The organism is Xanthomonas vasicola (assembly GCF_000772705.2).
GTDB lineage: Bacteria > Pseudomonadota > Gammaproteobacteria > Xanthomonadales > Xanthomonadaceae > Xanthomonas > Xanthomonas vasicola.
The window spans coordinates 1-21080 of record NZ_JSBW02000034.1 but is presented as its reverse complement, the minus strand read 5'-3'; the positions used below and the strand labels follow the sequence as shown (position 1 = coordinate 21080).

The window sequence follows — 21080 nt, the reverse complement described above, 5'->3', positions numbered from 1 at the left end:
GCATGAGCGTGAGCACAGCCATGATCCGCAGCAGTGGCAAGTCCCGATGAAGCCCGATGCCCAGAAAGCGGCCGATAAACTGCCCTCCCTGCATGACGACCCGGAAGCATTCCTGGACCGCATGTTGGCCGCCGGACAGAACGATGACCGCGATCAGTTCCGTCTGATGACCCAGATCCTGGCCAATGAACCAGCCGGCCGCGCGTTGCGCGCCGAGGCCATCGACACGGTGAATCAGCAGGAACAGCAGGCAGCGCAGCAGGCGATGCTGGCACAGCAACAGCAACAGCAACAGCAGCAGGAAACGGTGCGCATCGGTGGGCGCAGCATGTAACAACGGGCAGCAACAAAGGCAGGATGCACAATGGATACAAAAGACCCACTGACGTTGGTCAACAAGACCGCCGCACTCATGGAGCAGTTCGAGCGCCGCTGCAGCGACATCGAGCAACAGCAACGCCGCCTTGCACAGCAGCTGGAACAGGCGACGCAGTCGTTGCCGGGCGTGATGACCCGGTCGGCAGAGCAGACCTTGCAGCGCGTTCCCGACACGTTGGTGAGAAATGTGCAGCAAGGGATGGACCAGTCGGTGGCCGGGTTCGAGAAACGGCTGCAGCAGGCCGGCCGCTTGATCGCCGAAGGGGCGCAATCGCTGTCCGATCAACTCACGCGTATCGAGCGGGCGCAGCGCCTGTTGCTGTGGAAAGGCGCCGCGGTGGTGGTCGGAAGCCTGCTGGTGTTGCTGGGCGGCGGCGGATGGTTGCTGACCCGTTATCGCCAGCAAATCGAAGACAACCAAGTGCGTGCGGAGTTGCTGCGCGCCTACAACGCCGCCGACGTGACGCTGTGCAACGGCCAGCTCTGCGCTAACGTGGAGACCAAGGGCCGGTCCTACGGCGATCGCCGGCAATATCGGCAGGTCAAACCGCGCTGATTCCGGCGCCGCCGCCCCGGGTGATGCGCCCCGCGGTTTCAGGCATCACGGGCGACGTGCGTGCGATTGTGTCGCTGTCGGCGATACCGTGCACCGCCGCTGCGCAGGAGCGCATTGCGATGGATCCGGTTCCGGCTCCGCATGGCTGCGGCCCCGGTATGAACATCCACGCCGGTTGCCGTGGTCGTCCGGTGACGCCGCGTTTCAAGACTGGCCAGGCGCCTTCATCAATTGAGTGAAATGACTGGGGCGTGCCAGTAGATCGCGCGCGGTGCTCCTTTCCCGCTCTAAATCAAGCGCGCTGGTTATCCACTCCACCGGGATGTTCTGCGTAAATGTGCTCAGGTCGGAAAAGTTGAAGAGCTCACCAAGGTCGAGCAGTTGCTGGTGGATGGATACAAAAAATCCGATGCCAGGGGCTGGCATCGGATTCTCGGTGACACAGTTGCTTCAGTGAACAGCATTACGGCAGTGCCGGGGCTGTTGGTTGCAGCAAATGCCTGACTCAGCGATCCGGGCGGTGGGTTCCACCTTCGTTCTCAACGGCCAGATATTCCTTGGACTGCTCGTCCAGCTTGTCGCCCAGCATGCGGCGCACCACTACGAAGAACAGCGGGATAAAGATCACGCCGAGCACGGTGGCGAACACCATGCCGCCAATCACGCCGGTACCGATGGAGTGACGTGAGTTGGCGCCGGCACCGGTGGAGATGGCCAGCGGCAACACGCCCAGGATGAACGCGAACGAGGTCATCAAAATGGGGCGGAAACGCAGATGCGCCGCTTCCAGCGTGGCCTCGCGCAGCGTCTTGCCTGCCGCACGCTGCTCCACTGCGAATTCCACGATCAGGATCGCGTTCTTCGCCGCCAGACCAATCACCGTGATCATGCCGATCTTGAAGTACAGATCGTTCGGCAAGCCGCGCAGCATCGAGAAGGTGATTGCACCCAGCACGCCGATCGGCACCACCATCAGCACCGCGACCGGAATCGACCAGCTTTCATAAAGCGCGGCCAGGCACAGGAAGACCACCACCACCGACAACGCCAGCAACAGCGTCGCGGCATTACCGGCGATGATTTCCTGGTACGACATGCCGCTCCAGTCGAAGCCGAAGCCCGGTGGCAGATCGTTGTTGACGATATCTTCCATCGCGCTCATCGCCTGGCCGGAACTGCCGCCCGGGGCCGGGTTGCCGACGATGTTCACGGCGGAATAGCCGTTGTAGCGGTTCAACGCAGGCGATGCGTAGTTCCACTCGACCTTGACCACGTTGCTCAGCGGAATCATTGCCGGCTGACCGTCGGCGCCGGTGGCGGTGGCGCTGGGGCTGAAGAAGTTGCGCAGCGACTCGGGGCCGACACGGAACTGATCGTCGGCACGCATGTTGACGCGCTTGATGCGGCCCTCGGCGAAGTAGTCGTTGACGTACACCGGCGCCAGCATCAGCTGGATCGAGCTGTAGATGTCGCTGACATCCAGGCCCATCGATTGCGCCTGTACGCGGTCCACGTGCAACTGCAGCTGCGGCGAGTTTTCCAGGCCGTTCGGGCGTACGCCGACCAGGGTGTCCTGTTTTTCCGCCGCCTTGCCGAGCACGATGTTGCGTGCCTGGATCAGCGCTTCCTGGCCGGCACCGGAACGGTCCTGCAGCCACATGTCGAAGCCGCCGAACTGGCCCAGACCCTGCACGGTAGGCAGGTTGACCACGAAGATCTGCGCGCCCTTGATGCCATAGAAGGCGCCATTGAGTTGCTGGATCAACTGCTCGGCCGTGACGTCACGCTCTTCCCACGGCTTGAACCGGATGAAGCCCATACCCACGTTTTCGCCCGAACCCAGGAAGCTGAAGCCGGCGATCTGCAGCATGCCTTCCACGGCCGGCTGCTTCTCCAGCACCGCACGCATCTGCGCGAACGCTTCGTTGGTGCGGATCTTGGTCGCGCCTGGCGGCAACTGCACGATGGCCACCGCAAAACCCTGGTCTTCTTCCGGCAGGAAGCTGCCCGGCATACGGGTGAACAGGAAGCCGCACAGCACCACCAGCGCCACGAACGCGATCATCCACGGCGGCGAGCGCTTGAGGGTGTGACCGACCACGCCGACATAACGGTGCGCCAGCTTGTCGTAGTACTTGTCGAAGGTGCGGTAGACCCAGTTCTTCTTGGTGGAATGGGTCGACTTGAGGAACGCGCCGCACAGTGCCGGGGTGAAGCTCAACGCGAGGAATGCGGAGAAGCCCATCGACATGGCGATGGTGAGCGCGAACTGCTTGTAGATCGCACCCGATGCGCCGGGCTGCAGCGAGGAGGGGATGAACACCGCTGCCAGCACCACGGTGATGGCCACCACCGCGCCTGTGATCTGAGTCATCGCCTTCTGGGTGGCCGCTTTCGGCTCCAGATGCTCTTCGCTCATGATGCGTTCGACGTTCTCGATCACCACGATCGCATCGTCCACCACGATGCCGATCGCCAGCACCATCGCAAACAGCGTCAGCTGGTTGATGGTGAAGCCGATCATGTACATGCCGAAGAAGGTACCCAGCAGCGCGACCGGAATCACCAGCGTGGGAATCACGGTGGCGCGGAAGTTCTGCAGGAACAGCAGCATCACCAGGAACACCAGCACGATCGCTTCCACCAGCGTGTGGACCACTTCCTCGATGGAGATGCGCACGAAGGTGGTCGATTCGTACGGCGCAAACCAGGTCACGCCCTGCGGGAAGGTCGGCTGCAGCTCGTCGAGCTTGGCGCCGACCGCCTCAGACACGTTCAATGCATTGGCGCCCGGCAACAGCTGGATACCGAAAGCACCGGTGGGTTTGCCGTTGTACTGGGTGTCGAAGCCGTAGTTGCTCGGCCCGACGGTGACGCGTGCAACGTCTTTCAAACGCACCGTGGCGCCGTTGTTGTCGGTGCGCAGGATGATGTTTTCGAACTGCTCGGGCGAGCTGAAGCGGCCTTCTGCCGACACCGTGGCGGTGAAGCTGATGCCTTCCGGGGTGGGGTCGGCGCCCACCGAACCGGCAGCGAACTGCACGTTCTGGTTACGCACCGCGGTCAGCACCTGGGTGGCCGACAGGTTGTAGCCCTGCAGCTTCTCCGGGTTCAACCAGATGTTCATCGCGTACTCGGCGCCGAACTGGTTGGTGCTGCCCACGCCGGGCACGCGCGAAATCTGCTCGAGCACGCGCGAACCGACGATGTCGTTGAGCGCGTCGCGGTCAATCGACGGGTTGTCCGAACGCAGGGCGGCCACCATCAGGAAGCCGGCGTTGGCCTTGGCCACCACCACACCCTGCTGGGTCACTTCCGACGGCAGACGCGGCGTGGCCAGCGACACCTTGTTCTGCACCTGCACCTGCGCAATATCCGCGTCGGTGCCGGTTTCGAAGGTCAGCGTGATGGTCACGCGGCCGTTGGCGGCCGAGGACGAGTTGAAGTACAGCAGGTGGTCGATACCGGTGAGCTGCTGCTCGATAACCTGGGTCACCGCTTTTTCGGCGGTGTCGGCGCTGGCGCCGGGGAAGTTGGCGGTGACGGTGACCTGCGGTGGGGCGATCGTCGGGTAAGACTCGATACCCAGATTCAGGATCGAGATCACGCCTGCAAGCGAGATCAGGATCGCCACCACCCATGCAAAGACCGGGTGTTCGATAAAAAACTTAGGCATGTCCGGGTTCCGTCACTGCTGCTTGGACTGGGAGTCGGCCGGTTGCGCGGCCGCATCCTGCTTGGGCTGTTGCTGAGCGGCCGGCGCCGCTGCATCGGCCTTGTCGGCAGCCGGTGCGGCCTGCGCATCGCCACCCTGGGCTGCTGCGGCAGGCGCCGCACCCGGTGCACCCGGCTGGCCGACTTGTGCCGGCTTGTTCGGATCCCACGGCACGCCCTTGGCGGGCTGCCCTTCCTTGGCCTTTTGCACGCCATCGACGATGACCTGGTCGCCCGGGGTCATGCCGCCGGTGACGATCCACTGGCCCTTCTGCTGGCCGTCGACGGTAAGGTTCTTGCGTACCACCTTGCCGTCCTTGCCCAGCACCAGGGCATAGGGTCCGGCGGCATCGCGTTGCACCGCCTGCTGCGGCACCAGGTAGGCATTGTTGCGTTGGCCTAGGCTCGCCTTGAAAGTCACGAACGCGCCCGGCAGCAGCGATTGTTCGGGGTTGGGCAGGGTTGCGCGTAGCGACACCGCACCGGTGCTCGGTTCCACCGTCACCGCAGACACGTCCAGCGTGCCGGGGTGTTGGTATTGCGTGCCGTCGCCCAGTTCCACGTTGATGGTGGATTTGCCGTCGCCGCTGAGCTGCACGTTGCCGCTGCTCTGCGCCTGACGCAGGGCGGCCAGTTCTTCGCTGCTCATGGCGAAGTTCACGTACAGCGGGTCGATCTGGTCGACCGTGGTCAGCAGGGTGGCTTCACCGGCACCGACCAGCGCGCCTTCGGTTACGCGCTGGATGCCGGCGCGGCCGGTGATTGGCGAGGTGACGCTGGCGAAGCCGAGCTGGATGCGCGCCGCTTCCACCGTGCCGCGCGCCTGTTGCACGTTGGCGCCGGAAGAACGCTCGTTGGCTTCGGCGGTGTCGATGTCGGCACGCGAGACGTACTGCTGCGGCGCCAGGCTGCGCGCACGCGTCGCGGCGATCTTGGCGTTGGTGTAGGTCGCTTCGGCGGCAGCCAGCTGGCCCTGTGCCTGCAGCAACGTGGCCTTCAGCTGTGACGGATCTATCTGGAACAGCGGCTGGCCTTCGGTGACGTTGGCGCCTTCGGTGTACAGGCGCTTGAGCACCACGCCGTCCACGCGTGCGCGCACATCGGCCGAGCGGTACGCCGACAGGCGGCCGACCAGGTCGCGTTCCAGCGGCAGCGTCTGCGGCTTCATCTCCAGGACCGACACTTGCGGCGGCGGTGGTGCCTGCTGTTGTTCGGGCTTGCTGCAGGCAGCGAGCGCCACGGTGATGGCACAGGCCAAGCCGAATGAGCGGAGCGGGGCAATCATCAGGAGGAACTCCGTTAGGGTCTTGAAGTGAGAAAAGAGGGGGGGGCCAGCGTCGGCGCGGCAGGTGCTGGAGCAAACGCACGCAAGAAAGTGTCCACGGCGAATTGCGCCCACTGCTGCCTGGCGGGGAGGCCGGCGCGATGGGGAACCTGAAACCGTTGGCGGTCGAAATCCAGCCCGACAATCATGCTCAGTAACAATTCGGCCATGAAGTGCGGATCGTCATGTCGCAGCTGGCCCGCTTCGATCGCCTTTTCGAAGCGATGCGCCAGGCGCTGCTGCATGCCGACCACGCCGTCGTGGAAGATCTGCTGCGACTGGTCGGGGAACCGGTGCGACTCGGCTTCGACCAGACGGCAGGTCTGTAGCACATCGGGGTTGTTCAAACGGCCAAGATGTGCCACCGCGAAGGCCAGCAGATCGGCGTGGAGATCGCCTGAGACCGTGCCCAGCGGCCCTGCTGCCAGATGCACGTGGTCCTGCAGCACATCGCGCAGCAGATTTTCCTTGCAGCCGTAATAGCTGTACAGGGTCTGCTTGGAGCAACCGGCCCGTTCGGCCACCGCGTCCATGCTCAAGCGCATTCCACGCTCGGCCAGCAGTGCATGCACAGCCGCATGGATACGGCGGTCGCAGTCCGAACGCCTGGCAGCACGGTGGGGACGAGTGGTCATGGCGGTAGACTATACCGTCCAGTTTAGTTTTTAAACAGGCTTGACGGTCGCGGTTTTGTCTGCACAACGCCTTACGTGCCAAGCACTCGACCGGACTTTGCCGGGTGTGGCGATCCAACTTCGGCACCGCGCTGCCTTGTTCCACACATTACACAGCTGTAGTGCTTTTGCGCGCTGCCATGGATCACGACGGGCCGCATATTTGCGCTATGCAGCAAGGCGTCGTCATCGCGCACCGGTACAATTCAGGTTTTCCACCGAGCATTCCAGCTCTACTCATGACAGCCAAGAAAGCCGTTTCGAAATCGTCCACCACTTCGCTCAAACTGGTCGCCGAACGTGCCGTCCCCGTGCTTGCCACCGAACCGCAGGCGGTCACCCTCGAGCCGGTGTTTGCCGCGATGCGCAAGCGCTACCCGACCGCACGCCAGGGCGAAGTCCAGGCGTTCGCCGCCGACTTCTACCGGCGCATGGAGGAGGACGAATTCCCGAACCATCCGCCGGAGCAGTGGGCGGCGTTGGCGGCGGACATGCTGGAATTTGCACGTGCGCGCAAGGCCGGTACGGTCAATGTGCGGGTGTTCAACCCCACCTTGAAGAGCCACGGCTACGAGTCGCCGCATACCCTGCTGCAGATCGTCAACGACGACATGCCGTTCCTGGTGGATTCGGTCAGCATGACCCTGGCGGACCTGGGCATCGGCGTGCACGTGCTGGGCCATCCGGTGCTGCGCATCGCACGCGACAAGGCAGGCAAGCTGACGGCAGTGGGCGAGGGCAAGAGCGAGTCGCTGATGGTGCTGGAGATCGACCGCCAGCCGCCTGAAGAAATGCCCAAGCTGGAAGCAGCAGTGCGCAAGGTGCTGGCCGAAGTGCGTGCCATCGTGCAGGACTGGGCCGCGATGCGCGAAAAGATGGTGATGCTGGCCGATGACCTGGCCACCCGCCGCCTGCCGATTGACGACATCAGCCGCCACGAGGCGCAGGAATTCCTGCGCTGGGCGGCCGCCGACCATTTCACCTTCTTCGGCTACCGCGAATACCGCGTGGAGAAGCAGGACGGCCAGGACGTGCTCGCACCGGTGGAAGAAACCGGCATGGGCCTGATGCGCGGCCGCGACACCTCGCCGGCACGCCCGGTGACCACGCTGGCGGCGCATGGCTTGAACGCGTCGTCCAAGCTCAAGGACGCGTTGATCCTGACCAAGACCAATGCGCGTTCGCGCGTGCACCGGGTTGGCTACATGGATTACATCGGCATCCTGGAATTCGATGCCAAGGGCCGTATCGTCGGCGAGCAGCGTTTCCTGGGCCTGTTCACCTCCAGCGCCTACAACCGCCGCCCGTGGGAAATTCCGTTGGTGCGTCAGCGCCACGAATATGTGATGAGCAAGTCCGGGCTGACCCCGAGCAGCCATAGCGGCAAGGCGCTGCGCCATATTCTTGAAACGTTGCCGCGCGAAGAGCTGTTCCAATCCAACGAAGAAGAACTGTATCGCACCGCGATCGGCATTCTTGGCCTGCAGGAGCGGGTGCGTAGCCGCATGTTCCTGCGCCGCGACAAGTACAGCCGCTTCATCTCCGCCTTGGTCTATATCCCACGCGAGCGCTTCAATACCGACGTGCGTCTGCGCATCGAAGGCCTGTTGAAGGACGCGCTGCACGGGGAATACATCGACTCCAGCGTGGTGCTGGGCGAATCGCCGCTGGCGCAGCTGCATTTGATCGTGCGTCCCAAAAGTGGCGAGGCGCTGGAATTCGACACCACCGAGCTCGAATCGCGCTTGGCGCATTTGCTGCGCAACTGGCGCGATGCGCTGCGTGAGGCGCTGGTGGCGCGTCACGGCGAAGCCAATGGCCTGCGTATGGCGGCCAACTTCGGGCGTGCGCTGCCAGCCGGCTATATCGAAGATTCGTCGATTGAATCGGCGGTGTCGGACGTCGAACACCTGGCCTCGCTGGATGGCCCGGACGATCTGCATCTGAGCCTGCAGGAAATCCGTCGCGACGACGCGCGCCTGGATGCGGGCGAAGGCCTGCGCCTGAAACTGTATCGCCAGCTCGACGACATTCCGTTGTCCGATGCGATGCCGATGATGGAAAACATGGGCTTGCGCGTGATCTCCGAGCGGCCGTATCGGCTGCAAGTGGGCGAAACGCCGGTCTATATCCAGGATTTCGAGGTCGAATCCACTGCCGGCAAGATCAATGCCGCACATGCCGATGCCGGTTTTGGTGAAGCCTTCGAGCGCATCTGGAACGGCCATGCCGAGAACGATGGTTTCAATCGCCTGATCCTGGCGGCCGGCCTGCATTGGCGCCAGGTCGCGCTGTTGCGCGGCTACTGCAAGTACTTGCTGCAGACGGCAGTGCCGTTCTCGCAGGCCTATGTCGAAGCCACGTTCACCCGGTACCCGTTGCTGGCGCGTTTGCTGGTGGAGTTGTTCGAAGCGCGTTTCGACCCGTCCACCGGCAGCGAAACCAAGGCGCAGATCTTCGCCGGCCAGGAGCGCCTGCGCGAAGCACTGTCTGCATTGGCAGGCGGCGACGACGCTACGCTCAAGGCCCTGGACTCCGTGCTGGAAGCGCGCGGCGGCGGCCGCGATGCGCAGCAGGAGGCCACCCGCGCCACCTTGCTGAAGTTGATGGACCGCGTCTCCAGCCTGGACGAAGACCGCATCCTGCGCAGCTTCATGGATGTGATCGATGCGACCTTGCGCACCAACTACTACCAGACCGACAAGAGCGGCAAGCACCCACACTGCATCAGCTTCAAGCTGGATTCGGCGCGCGTGCCGGACCTGCCCAAGCCACGTCCGTATCGCGAAATCTTCGTGTACGGCCCGCGCGTAGAGGGCGTGCATCTGCGCTTCGGCGCGGTGGCGCGTGGCGGCCTGCGCTGGTCGGACCGCCGCGAGGATTTCCGTACCGAAGTGCTGGGCCTGGTGAAGGCACAGATGGTCAAAAACACCGTCATCGTGCCGGTTGGCGCCAAGGGCGGTTTCTACGTCAAGCGCTCACCGGTCGGTGGCGACCGTGATGCGATCCAGGCAGAAGGCATCGCCTGCTACAAGTTGTTTATCCAGGGCCTGCTCGACATCACCGACAACATCGTCGGCGGCAAGATCGTGCCGCCGCCGCAGGTAGTGCGCCACGACCAGGACGACCCTTACCTGGTGGTCGCGGCCGACAAGGGCACTGCGACGTTCTCCGACATTGCCAATGGTTTGGCGTTGGATCACGGCTTCTGGCTGGGCGATGCGTTCGCCTCCGGTGGCTCGGTGGGCTACGACCACAAGGGCATGGGCATCACTGCACGTGGCGCGTGGGAATCGGTCAAGCGCCACTTCCGCGCCATGGGCCGCGATTGCCAGAGCCAGGACTTCAGCGTGGTCGGCATCGGCGATATGTCCGGCGACGTGTTCGGCAACGGCATGCTGCTCTCGAAGCACATCCGCCTGCTGGCCGCGTTCGATCACCGCCACATTTTCCTGGATCCGAGCCCGGATCCAGCGGTGTCCTTCGCCGAGCGCGATCGCTTGTTCAAGCTGCCGCGTTCCAGCTGGGCCGATTACGACGCCAAACTGATCAGCGCCGGTGGTGGCATCTATCCGCGCACGCTCAAATCCATCGACATCAGTGCACCGGTGCGCCAAGCGTTGGGGCTGGACGCCAACGTCAAGCAGCTTTCTCCGAACGAGCTGATGAACGCCATTCTCAAAGCGCCGGTGGACTTGTTTTGGAATGGCGGCATCGGCACCTACGTCAAGGCAGCCAGCGAATCGCATACCGATGTGGGCGATCGCGCCAATAACGGCCTGCGCGTCAATGGCGGCGAGTTGCGCTGCAAGGTAGTGGGCGAGGGCGGCAACCTGGGCCTGACCCAGCTGGGCCGCATCGAAGCGGCGCAAACCGGCGTGCTGCTCAACACCGACTTTATCGACAATTCGGCCGGCGTGGACACCTCCGATCACGAGGTGAACATCAAGATCCTGCTCAACGACATGGTGCAGGCCAAGAAGCTCACCTACGACGCGCGCAATAAGCTGCTGGCGTCGATGACCGACGAAGTGGCCGACCTGGTGTTGTGGGACAACTACCGCCAGAACCAGGCCATCAGCTTGATGGAGCGCATGAGCGTCAAGCGCCTTGGCTCCAAGCAGCACTTCATCCGCACGCTGGAACTGCAGGGCCTGCTCGACCGTCAGATCGAATTCCTGCCGTCCGATGCTGAGCTCTCCGCACGCAAGGCGCGTGGGCAGGGGCTGACCCGGCCGGAGCTGTCGGTGCTGTTGTCGTATTCCAAGCTGGTGGCGTTCCAGCAGCTGCTGGAATCAGACATTCCCGAAGACCCGTACCTTTCCAAGGAATTGCAGCGCTACTTCCCGCAGCCGCTGCAGAAGAAGTACGCCGATGCGATGGAGCGCCATCGTCTGAAGCGTGAAATCATCGCCACCGCGGTGACCAATACCACCATCAATCGCATGGGCGCCACCTTCCTGATGCGCATGCAGGAAGACACCGGCCGCAGCATCGGCGAGGTCGCCAAGGCCTACACCATCAGCCGCGAAACGCTGGATGCGCGCGCGCTGTGGACGCAGATCGATGCGCTGGACGGCACGGTTCCCGAGTCGGTGCAGATCGATGCACTGGAAGTGATCTGGCGCCTGCAGCGTTCGTTCGTGCGTTGGCTGCTGCTGCGTCCGGGCCAGATGCCGGGCATTACCGCAGCGGTAGAACGTTACCACGGCCCGTTCAACGACATCCGCGTGGCATCAGGCGTGTTGTCGGATGCGCAGCGCCCGCAGTACGAAGCCAGCGTGCAGGAATGGCAGGACAAGGGCCTGACCCCGGCACTGGCGCAGCAGTTGTCCGAGCTGCGGTATCTGGAGCCGGCCTTCGACATTATCGAAACCGCACGCACGCGCAAGCTCAAGCCCGTGGACGTTTCCAAGGTGCATTTCCGCCTCGGCGAAGCGCTGCGGCTGCCGTGGTTGTTCGAACAGATCGACGCACTGGAGGTCAACGGCCGTTGGCACGCGGTGGCACGTGGCGTGCTGCGCGACGAACTGGCCGCACACCAACGCGCGCTGGTCGGTCAGGTGCTGACCATGCCCGGCAGCAGTGCCGAGGACAAGGTGGCCAACTGGATGGCACGCGACGACTCCAGCCTGCGCTTCACCCTGGCCATGCTCACCGACGTGGCCGAGCAGAAGACGCTCGATTACCCGACCGTGTCTGTGGCAGTGCAGCGGTTGGGCCAACTGGCTGCGCACGGGGTGTAAGCGACGTATTGCCGCGATGGCGAAGCGAATGCTTCGCTATCGCGGTGGTCTCGACAGCCTGGTTGAGTCAATGAAGAGGCCGCCTACGGGCGGCCTCTTGCGTGCAGGGCGTGGTGCAGGGCGTACGCAACGTGCCATGAGCGCGGCTGGTGGATAGCCATTCGCTATATTTTGCGGCTCAATAACATGGTCGGCACAAGCCGCAAAACGACCGGGCCCGGCTCAGGCCCGATGCCCGCTCATTTCTTGCCCGGCATGCTTGTCGAAGCGCACATGCCACCAGGTGGCGCTGAGCGAAATCAGGCTGACGATGCAGAATGCCAGCGAAAAATCGCCTAGTTGCGGCGTTGCGTGGCCGCCGGCCAGCATTGCCAGGTTGAGAATCATCGCGCCGGCACAGACGCCGACCGACAGCATCAGCTGCTGCAGGGTGGTGTACAGGCTGCTGGCGCGGCTCATGCGCGCGGCAGGCACGTTTTCGTAGGCGATGGTGTTGTAGGCGGCGAACTGGAACGACATGAAGGCGCCGCAGCACAACAGCAGGCCGAACATCAGCGCCGGCGGCCAATCGGGTCGGAACAACGCGCACACCATGTAGCCCAGGCTGGCGAGCACACCGTTGCCGATCAGGCTATTGCGATACCCGAAGCGACGCAGCAGTTGCGGGGTGATGGTGCGCATGAGCAGTGCGCCGAGCGCGGTAGCCAGGATCAGCCGGCCACTATGCGCAGCGCTCATGCCGAAGCTGATTTGAAACAGCAGCGGCAACAGAAACGGCTGCGCGCCCTGGGTGATGCGCATCAGCGCACCGCCGATCACCGACAACCGGAACGACTCGATCCGCAACAAGCTCAAATCGATCAGTGGAGCGGGGTGGTGACGTGCGTGCCAGAGATAGCCCAGCGCCGCGCTGCTGCCGATTGCCAACAGCCAGCTGGCTTCGCCGAGGCCGTTTTCCTGGCTGACCATTTCCAGGCCGAACAGCAGGCAGCCCAGCGCGGTGCCGCACAGCACGAAGCCGCGCAGATCGAAACGCGCCGGCACCGATTCGGTGGGAATCTCCGGAATGAAACGCCGCACCAGCAGAAACCCGGCGATGCCGATCGGCACGTTGATGTAGAAGATCCAGCGCCAATCCAGATACGAGACGAAAAAACCGCCCAATGGCGGGCCGAGCATCGGGCCGATGAAGGCCGGCACCAGTGTCCAGGCCATGGCCGACACCAGATGGCGGCGCTCCACCGTGCGCAACAGGATCAACCGGCCGAGCGGGGCCATCATTGCGCCACCGGCGCCCTGGAGCACGCGCGCGGCCACCATCGTGGGCAGGTTGTCGGCCAGCGAACACAGGATTGAGCCGCCGACGAACACCCAGATGGAGGCGCCAAACACGCGACGCAGGCCGAAGCGGTCGGCGATGGCGCCGCTGGCCGGGATCAACACTGCCAGTGCAAGAAGGTAGCTGGTCATGGCGATGCTCATGGCCGGCGCAGCCACGCCGAAATCGCGCGCCAGGGTCGGTAGCGCGGTGGCGAGCACGGTGGCATCCATCTGCTCCATGAAAATGGCGCAGGCCAGAATCAGCGAGATGATGCGGTAATCGGGATAACGCGGCGGCGTAGCGCCGGCCTCGGACACGCTGGAGGACATCGGACTCTCGGTTGCGGGGCCGCACCGCCTGCGCCGCATATGGCAGCAGGGTCGGCCCGCGTCGCACGGTGTTGTGCGGCGCAACATTGATATTTTCTACTTGTGTAGCGTTGGGTTCAATCCAATGGCAGCAACGCTGCGTGCGTTTGATGCGGGCGAGGCAGATGCTGCGGCGCGCGGTTTATCCCAAGGCCGTCGTGAGGTGGAGAACTGCAAACGCAGCTGTTACTGAGGCGACGCCATGGCGTCGCTTACCCTAACCTCCCGCTTTCATGCCGGCGGCTCCTGGTGGGAGAGGACGACACCAGGCGTCTGGCGTGAGCAAGATTCTTTCGGAACGATTGAGTGGTTGGGTGATGCCGGGGGTCGGTCTTGCCCTCATCCATCCCTTCAAGGCCCCTTCTCCCGGTGAGAGAAACGGAATCGAACGCATGCTGTCATGCTCAAATCCCGTTACCAGCACGAGAAAGTACGGCATACGCGCCGCTTATGTGTCTTTGAGCACATACGCCGGCAAGCACGCGCGCCTGGCGCGGAGCGGGGATACCGATGAAAACAGCCAGCTGCAGAGCGCGTGGGGCAGTGCCTGAACCAGTGCATGAACCTGTCCTGTCCGGATCAACGCTACGCTGCAGGGCTCTCCCAGGCGTCCTTGATCTGCAGAATCTGCGGCAATGCCTCGTGGAAATGCTGCACCAGGCGCGGCTCCAGTTGTTTGCCCGCCATGCTGTCGAGCTTGCGCATGGCGTCCTCCACCGTCCACGGCGCCTTGTAGGCGCGCCGCCCGCATAGTGCGTCGAACACGTCGGCTACCGCCACGATGCGTGCCGATTCGGGAATGGCATCGCCGGACAACCCATCGGGATAACCGCTGCCGTCCCAGCATTCGTGATGATGCAGCGCGATTTCCGCAGCCAGCTGGAACACCGGACCGCGGCCATGGCGTAAGAGATCGTGGCCGGCTTGCGGGTGCTGACGAACGACCGAGCGTTCGTGCTCGTCCAGCGAATCGGGCTTTTGCAGGATGCTGCCGGGCACCGCGATTTTGCCGGCGTCGTGCAGCGGGGCGGCGTCCTGCAGGGTCTGCGCCTGCTGCGGCGACCAACCCACTGCTTCGGCCAGGACCCGCGCATACACCGCCATCCGCCAGATGTGTGCGCCGGTGTCGGCGTCCTGGCCTTGGCCGGCTGTACCAAGCAGGTGAATCGCGTCGCGGTATTGCTGGGCAAGACGTGCGTTTTCGGCCAGCTTCAACTGCGTGGCGATGCGTGCCTTGAGCAGCGCAGGCGAGTAGGGCTTGCTGACGTAATCGGCCGCGCCCGCTTCCAGCCCCAGACGTTCGTCGTGCTCGCTATTGCACGAGGTCACGAACAGGATCGGGATGGCGTTGCTGGACGGCTGCTGCTTGAGCGCGCGCGCCACCGCATAGCCGTCCATGTCCGGCAATTCGACATCCAGCAGGATCAACTTGGGCGTGTGGCGCGTCACCGCATCCAGGGCTTCACCGCCGGATTTGGCGAACACCAGTGCGAAGTCGTCGCGCAGCAACTGGCGCAGGGTGGCCAGATTGCTGGATTCGTCGTCGACACACAGCAGGGGAAGGGACGGCATGCTGGATCCTTGCCAAGCGGTTCGGGGGAGCGCGATCAGTGCAGGTGGGTCGTCTGCCAATCGCGCAACGTGGTTTCGGCGCGACGGAAGTCGAAATCTTCGACGGCGCGTTGCAATGCTTCCTGCAGCATGCGCGGTAAACGTGGCGCGCAGATCAGCAGCGCATGATCGATCTGGTCGGCATTGTCGCTGGCGAAGGCCGAGGTCAGGATCTGCACGCTGTCGGCATCCAATGCAACGCCATCCTCTTCGACAGCAATGTCGCTGTCGCCGTGTTGCAAAAATGCCCGGATCGCCTCGGCGGTACGCTGCATGACGTCCTTCAACGCAATCAACGAGCCGGTGATGTCGTGTCCTTCGTCGATGCGCGTTTCCAGGTCGCCAGCTGCACCAGCCAGCGACGGCAACGCGAGCGAGCCGGCCGCGCCACGCAACTTGTGCGCCATCGCACCGATGGCCGGCAATTCATTGCGGCGCAGATGCTCGGCGGCCACTTCCGCCGGGTCGGGGTTGTCGCGCAGCAGCTTGATCAGATAGCGCGCATATGGCTCGCGTTCGCGCCACAGGCTGCGCGCGCGCGCGGCATCCAGCAGTGCGGGTTCGCTATGTTCCCACTCAGGTCCGGCGGACACCTCGGTCTCATGCGGAAGCGACGGAATGCGCCGCGTGCCCGGCTGCAGAAAATGCCGGATGGCAGTGACCAATTCTTCGACATTGAACGGTTTGGCGATAAACCCATTCATGCCGGCTTCCAGCGCTTTTTCCTGCTGCGGGCGGAACGCGCCCGCAGTCAGCGCAATCACCGGCAAACTGGCCAAGGCCGGGATCTGGCGCAGCCGGCGCGTGGCCTCGTAACCATCCACCACCGGCATCTGCACATCCATCAGCACCAGATGGAACAGGTTAGGCGCACGCTTGAGCGTGCTCACCGCCTGTTCGCCATCGTGGGCGACGGTAACCATGGCGCCTTCGCCTTCGAGAATGCGTTGTGCCACTTCGCAATTGATCTCGCTGTCGTCGACCAGCAGCAGATGTGCGCCTTCCAGACGACGGGCCACGAACGTGGCTGTGGTCGGGCGTGCACCTGGGCGTTCGTCGACCAATTGTTCGACCAGCCTATGCAGGGCTGGGCCGGTCACCGGTTTGGTCAGCACCGCATCCAGATCCTGTTGCTCCGGATGTAGCTCCAGCAGGCGACGCTCGTAGGCGGTCACCATCACGATCACCGGATGCGGGCTGGGCGCGGCACGCGCCCGAATCTCGCGCGCAATGGCGACCCCGTCGATGTCGGGCATGCGCCAGTCGAGCAGGAAAATATCGTAGGGCTCGGCGGCTTGTTCGATGGCCTGCAGCGCGGCCTGACCACTGGCCACCGCATCCACACGCCAGCCAAGTTCGGTGGCGATGCGCACCAGGTTGTTGAGCGCCGCATCGTGGTCGTCGGCGATCAATACGCGCGGCATCGCTTCTGGCGGCAACGCCGGCAATTCGCGTTGTGCCTGCGGCGGTGCGGATTTTTCCAGTGTGATCACGAAATAGAATTCGCTGCCGCGACCGGGCACGCTTTCCACTTCCAGTTCGCCGCCCATCAATTCGACCAAGCGTCGGCTGATGGTCAGCCCCAGACCGCTGCCGCCGTAACGCCGGCTGGTGGAGGTGTCGGCCTGCAGGAATGGCGAAAAGATCAGGCTCTGCTTTTCTTTGGAAATACCGATGCCGGTATCGCGTACCGAAAACAGCAGCTTGAGTTTGTTGGGATCGCCGCTGGGGAAGCGCCGGACCGACAGCACCACTTCGCCCTGTTCGGTGAACTTGATCGCGTTGCCAACCAGATTCACCAGTACCTGATTGATGCGCAGCGCATCGCCGAGCAGCCAACGACTGTCGCGCGGCAACGGTTCGACGATCATTTCCACCGGCTTGGCGCTGAGCGAGGAGCGCATCAGGTCGGCGATATTGTCGAACAGTTGGTTCAGATCGAACGGCGCATGTTCCAGATCGATGCGCCCGGCCTCGATCTTGGAGAAGTCCAGGATGTCGTTGATGATTTCCAGCAGCGCGCGGGCGGAGCGGTCGATCTTGGTGACCATTTCCTGCGCGGCGCCGGGCAGTTCGCTGCGCTGAAGCAGGTACAGCATGCCCAGGATGGCGTTCATCGGGGTGCGGATTTCGTGGCTCATGTTGGCCAGGAAATCGGACTTGGACTGGTTGGCGCTCTTGGCCGCATCCATCGCCAGACGCAGCTGTTTTTCGTGCAGCTTTTGCTCGGTGAGATCCACCGCCACGCCCAGGTAGCCGATCACCTGGTCGTGGTCGTCGCGCAGGGTGCTCAGGGTCAGCAGCACCGGCAGGCGACGCCCGTCATGGCTGACGTAGGTCCACTCGCTGGTGTCGCTGCGACCCAGGCTGGTAAGTGCGGCGATCGCTTCCAGCGTATGCGCCACCGGCGTGCCGGTCTGGTCGGCGAGCATGTGCGCGCGCTCTTGCAGTTCGTCCTGCTCGATGAACTGGCTGGCCTTGCGCCGGCCGATCACTTCTGCAGCGCTGTAACCCAGTAGTTTTTCCGCAGCCGGATTGAACAGCGTGACGAAGCCGCTGGAATCGGTGGCGATGATGGCGTAACCGGCGTGCGCCAGGATCGCGCGTTGCAGCACCGAGAATTTCACCAGCTCGCTGGTGCGTTCGGCCACTTGATGTTCAAGCGAAGCGTTGAGATCGATGATGCGTTGATGCGAGCGCACGCGCTCGGAGATGTCACGGAAGAAATGCGAATGCCCGCTGAGCGTGCCTTCGCTTTCGATGATCGGCGCCTTGCTGGCCAGCACATACACCTGATGGCCGTCGCGATGGCGCATCGTTTGTGCCGCCAATGCGTTGCCCGCCAGCGCAGCGTCGGCATGGTCGACCTCAGGCATCGCATACGGCTGCGGCGACAGCAGCGTGGTCAGGTCCTGATCGATCGCCTCTTCAGCCGTGTAACCGAACATCGCCTCGGCAGCAGGGTTCCAGTGGGTGATGTGCCCGTCCGGGGTTTCGGCAACGATGGCTTCGCTGGAATGGCTGACCAGTGCGGCCAGCTCCATTTGCTTGCGCAGCACTTCTTCGCGGCGTAGTCCATTGCTGAAATACAGCACCAGCAGGGCGGCAAACAGCACTGCACCTGCCATCACCAGCCCGCCGATCAACCAGGGCGAATTCTGGTTGAGCGAGGCGAGGAAGCTGGCGGTGGGATGGGCGGTAATGACCCAGGTGCGGCCATACACCGGCAACAACTGCACCACCGGCGGACGCAGCGCACTGTCGCTGGCCGGCGTGCCGCTGCGGTAGAAATTGTGGGTGGACTCGTTGCGGTCGGACAGATCCAGCGCAACCTCGTCGCGTTCGCCCAAGGCACTTTGCACCATCTGCTCGACGCTAAAAGGCGCATACACCCAGCCGCTGGTGGCAGCCATGCGCTGCTGCGGCGTCTGCAACGGCATGCCTTCGCGATAGATCGCCAACAACACCAGAAAACCGCTTTCGCTAGGAAAACGGTAACCGGACAACGAGATCGGCGAGGTCATGATCGGCTCGCCGCTGCGCGCGGCCTGCAAAGCGGCGGCGCGCCGGCGCGGCTCGGAGGCGATATCAATGCCGAGCGGGCGATTGCCCGAAGATTCCGGCTCAAAATACAACACCATGTAGCGCTCGCCATCCCACGGCGCCAATGGCCGGCGATGGATGTCCGGCGCACCGTCGGCACGTGCGGCCTGCAAAAACGCGTCTTCGTCGGCCGGGGCGACGCGATGGATATAGCCGTAGCCCAGGACGCCGGGAAACTCGTGCGGATAATCCCGCGAGCGGCTGTACAAGGTGAAGCGTTCTCGACTGATGATGCCGCCGCCTGCGCCGATCACCGCACCGCGTGCGCCGCGCAAGCCATGCTCGAAGGTGGACATGCGTTCGCTGATGTTGCGTGCCAGCGTGCGCACCACGTATTGGAACCGCTGCTCGCGCTCGAGCTCGTTATGCCGTTGCAGCCACACGCCGGTGGCGATGGCGGCAATCAGGCCGGCGATCAGAATCAGCAGTGCACCAAAGAATGCGCGACGCCCATAGATCCTGCGCAAATCCCAGCGGCCCTTCGGCATCTTCGTTCCTTCGCCTTGCCTGTTACGTGCCCAGAATGCTGGCCGACAGACGTCGACCTCGTGGTACCGCCTGACGATGGTGTGGCTGTGCAGCCCCGTAAGCCTGCACCTCATCCGAGTGGGCGATCGGTGTTTCCAACATCAAATCGAGAGCCAGACCGACAACGCGTGAAGGATGAGCCCGATCAATCCACCGACCAACGTTCCATTGAAGCGAATGTATTGCAGATCGCGCCCCACACCCAATTCCAATTGTTCGACGAGGTGACGTTCGTCCCAACTTTTCATCGTCGATGCAATATGGTCGGTCACCGATGTGCGCAGGCGCGTGGTGAGCTTGTCGGCCGCTTGCAACATATGTTGATTGAGCGCTTCACGCAGCGAGGGATCCTGTGACAAGGCCTGGCCGAGCGATTGCATGGAGCGCTCCATGTGCGCAGCCATCGACGACTGCTCGCGTGCCAGGTCATTGCGCAATGCGTCGCGAATTTCACCCCACAGGCCTTGCACGTATTCCTGCAGTGCCGGGTGTTCGATTGCGCGTTGCTTGAGTTCTTCCACGCGCACGGCCATTTCCGGTTCGTCGCGCAGCCGTGTGATGTAGCCCTGCAACCACGCCTCATAGTCGAGCCTGATTGGGTGCTCGGGCGTCTTGAGGATGTCCTGCAGTTCTTCGATTGCCGCGCGCGCCATGCGATCGGCCAGACTGTCGCCGATCTCTTCAATCGGCTTGACCCAGTTCACAGTGCCGACCAGCTTGGGCCACTCGCGGCGTGCGTAACGCACGATCAATGCAGAAGCGCGCGTCTTGACCTGCTCCTGATCCAGCCATTCGCCCAGCCGCAGTAATACTTCGTCCAACAGCTTCTGATGGCGCCCGTCGGTGGTGAGCAGGGCCATGACATCGCCGATGGTGGCGGCGGCATTCCATTTGCGGAGGCGGTCGACAACAAAGCCTTGAATTGCGCGGCGCACCGCCGCTTCGTCGAGCAGTTCCAGCGCCTGCAGCATCCAGCTGCGTGCCATTTGCGCCAACATGCGTGCCTGTTCGGGCTTTGCCAGCCAATCGCCCAGGCGGCTGGCGGGATCGAACACGCGCAGTTTTTCCATCAAGGCATCGGGGGCGAGAAACTGGTCGCGCACGAACACGGCCAGGCCGTCGGCCAGCCGGTCCTTGCCGCGCGGCAGGATGGCGGTATGCGGAATCGGCAGGCCCATCGGGCGCCGGAACAGCGCGACCACTGCAAACCAGTCGGCCAAAGCGCCCACTGTGGCCGCTTCGCAGAAGGCCGACACCCACGCCCAGACGCCATGTTCGCCCATCAGGTGACTGATGATGAAGCCAGCGAACATCGCCAGCAGCAGGGCCACCGCCAACAGCTTCATGCGCTGCAGCTGGGCACGACGGGGATCGATGGGGCGGGGTGTGCTGAGACTGGGTTCCATCAGTGAAGTGTACCCAGTCGGTTGACCAGGACATGTCCACGGCAGGTGGCGCCATCGCGCGCGCAGGCTGCTGGCCGCGTCTTGCGTGCCTTGTGCTCCAGCTGCGCTTGGGTTGGGGCGACCCAGCGGCTGTTGCTGTCGTAGGAGCGCACCTGGGCGCGATGAGGCGTTACCGATAAGGCCCTGTTGCGCCCAGGTGCGCTCCTTGTATCTGGACCCCACCGCCGAACAGCGGTATGTCTTCCGACTGATCATCGGAGCAGATGCAAGAAGCCCATGCGCTCCTGAAGCTTCGAGCTTGTATCGTAGATCGGCTCTGCATCTGTACTTGCTGGCCCTGGGTGTCCGCAC

General features: G+C 63.4%; 11 protein-coding genes and 1 pseudogene. 4 read left to right on the top strand and 8 right to left on the bottom strand.

The window, feature by feature from the left end; all coding sequences use genetic code 11:
• Together NX05_RS07905 and NX05_RS07900 are read left to right on the top strand one after the other, a co-directional pair.
• Positions 1-334: pseudogene (locus NX05_RS07905) on the top strand (DUF2235 domain-containing protein); the annotation flags it as partial.
• Positions 335-364: 30 nt separating this feature from the next.
• Positions 365-934 carry a hypothetical protein gene (locus NX05_RS07900; protein WP_053012847.1) on the top strand — a complete coding sequence of 190 codons (570 nt, stop codon included), beginning with the start codon at positions 365-367 and terminating at the stop codon, positions 932-934.
• 204 nt (positions 935-1138) lie between these two features.
• Here NX05_RS07900 and NX05_RS07895 read toward each other — a convergent pair whose 3' ends face one another.
• The 4 genes from NX05_RS07895 to NX05_RS07880 form a co-directional block, all read right to left on the bottom strand.
• A complete protein-coding gene (locus NX05_RS07895) occupies positions 1139-1360 on the bottom strand; it encodes a hypothetical protein (protein WP_039435406.1) in 222 nt (73 codons plus the stop codon).
• Positions 1361-1439: 79 nt separating this feature from the next.
• The gene (locus NX05_RS07890) at positions 1440-4610 is read right to left on the bottom strand and encodes a multidrug efflux RND transporter permease subunit (protein ID WP_039435403.1); all 3171 of its coding nucleotides are present in this window, start codon (positions 4608-4610) and stop codon (positions 1440-1442) included.
• A 12-nt stretch (positions 4611-4622) separates the two neighbouring features.
• Positions 4623-5933 (bottom strand): efflux RND transporter periplasmic adaptor subunit, encoded by a 1311-nt coding sequence (locus NX05_RS07885; RefSeq protein ID WP_039435401.1) that lies wholly within the window; start codon positions 5931-5933, stop codon positions 4623-4625.
• A 14-nt stretch (positions 5934-5947) separates the two neighbouring features.
• A complete protein-coding gene (locus NX05_RS07880; RefSeq protein ID WP_026112444.1) occupies positions 5948-6607 on the bottom strand; it encodes a TetR/AcrR family transcriptional regulator in 660 nt (219 codons plus the stop codon).
• Between the two features lie 278 nt (positions 6608-6885).
• On the opposite strand from NX05_RS07880, the gene NX05_RS07875 reads away from it, so the two are divergent.
• Positions 6886-11892, top strand: coding sequence for an NAD-glutamate dehydrogenase (locus tag NX05_RS07875; RefSeq protein WP_039435399.1), 5007 nt, complete (start codon positions 6886-6888; stop codon positions 11890-11892).
• 222 nt (positions 11893-12114) lie between these two features.
• Here NX05_RS07875 and NX05_RS07870 read toward each other — a convergent pair whose 3' ends face one another.
• Positions 12115-13542 (bottom strand): DHA2 family efflux MFS transporter permease subunit, encoded by a 1428-nt coding sequence (locus tag NX05_RS07870; RefSeq protein ID WP_039435398.1) that lies wholly within the window; start codon positions 13540-13542, stop codon positions 12115-12117.
• A 317-nt stretch (positions 13543-13859) separates the two neighbouring features.
• Here NX05_RS07870 and NX05_RS22085 point away from each other — a divergent pair, with 317 nt between their 5' ends.
• The gene (locus NX05_RS22085; protein WP_126922659.1) at positions 13860-14132 is read left to right on the top strand and encodes a hypothetical protein; all 273 of its coding nucleotides are present in this window, start codon (positions 13860-13862) and stop codon (positions 14130-14132) included.
• Positions 14133-14166: 34 nt separating this feature from the next.
• Here NX05_RS22085 and NX05_RS07865 read toward each other — a convergent pair whose 3' ends face one another.
• From NX05_RS07865 to NX05_RS07855, 3 genes are all read right to left on the bottom strand, one after another.
• Positions 14167-15153 (bottom strand): response regulator, encoded by a 987-nt coding sequence (locus NX05_RS07865; protein WP_039435397.1) that lies wholly within the window; start codon positions 15151-15153, stop codon positions 14167-14169.
• A 35-nt stretch (positions 15154-15188) separates the two neighbouring features.
• Positions 15189-19283, bottom strand: a complete 4095-nt coding sequence (locus NX05_RS07860; RefSeq protein ID WP_039435384.1) for a CHASE domain-containing hybrid sensor histidine kinase/response regulator — start codon at positions 19281-19283, stop codon at positions 15189-15191.
• Between the two features lie 141 nt (positions 19284-19424).
• Entirely contained in the window at positions 19425-20729 is a 1305-nt protein-coding gene (locus NX05_RS07855; RefSeq protein WP_010376947.1) for a DUF445 domain-containing protein, read from the bottom strand.
• Positions 20730-21080 lie beyond the last annotated feature (351 nt).

Bases quoted from the DNA above. Each gene is read 5' to 3' on its own strand.
- NX05_RS07900 (WP_053012847.1), top strand. From the start codon at position 365: ATGGATACAAAAGACCCACTGACGTTGGTCAACAAGACCGCCGCACTC.
- NX05_RS07895 (WP_039435406.1), bottom strand. From the start codon at position 1,360: ATGCCAGCCCCTGGCATCGGATTTTTTGTATCCATCCACCAGCAACTG.
- NX05_RS07890 (WP_039435403.1), bottom strand. From the start codon at position 4,610: ATGCCTAAGTTTTTTATCGAACACCCGGTCTTTGCATGGGTGGTGGCG.
- NX05_RS07885 (WP_039435401.1), bottom strand. From the start codon at position 5,933: ATGATTGCCCCGCTCCGCTCATTCGGCTTGGCCTGTGCCATCACCGTG.
- NX05_RS07880 (WP_026112444.1), bottom strand. From the start codon at position 6,607: ATGACCACTCGTCCCCACCGTGCTGCCAGGCGTTCGGACTGCGACCGC.
- NX05_RS07875 (WP_039435399.1), top strand. From the start codon at position 6,886: ATGACAGCCAAGAAAGCCGTTTCGAAATCGTCCACCACTTCGCTCAAA.
- NX05_RS07870 (WP_039435398.1), bottom strand. From the start codon at position 13,542: ATGTCCTCCAGCGTGTCCGAGGCCGGCGCTACGCCGCCGCGTTATCCC.
- NX05_RS07865 (WP_039435397.1), bottom strand. From the start codon at position 15,153: ATGCCGTCCCTTCCCCTGCTGTGTGTCGACGACGAATCCAGCAATCTG.
- NX05_RS07860 (WP_039435384.1), bottom strand. From the start codon at position 19,283: ATGCCGAAGGGCCGCTGGGATTTGCGCAGGATCTATGGGCGTCGCGCA.
- NX05_RS07855 (WP_010376947.1), bottom strand. From the start codon at position 20,729: ATGGAACCCAGTCTCAGCACACCCCGCCCCATCGATCCCCGTCGTGCC.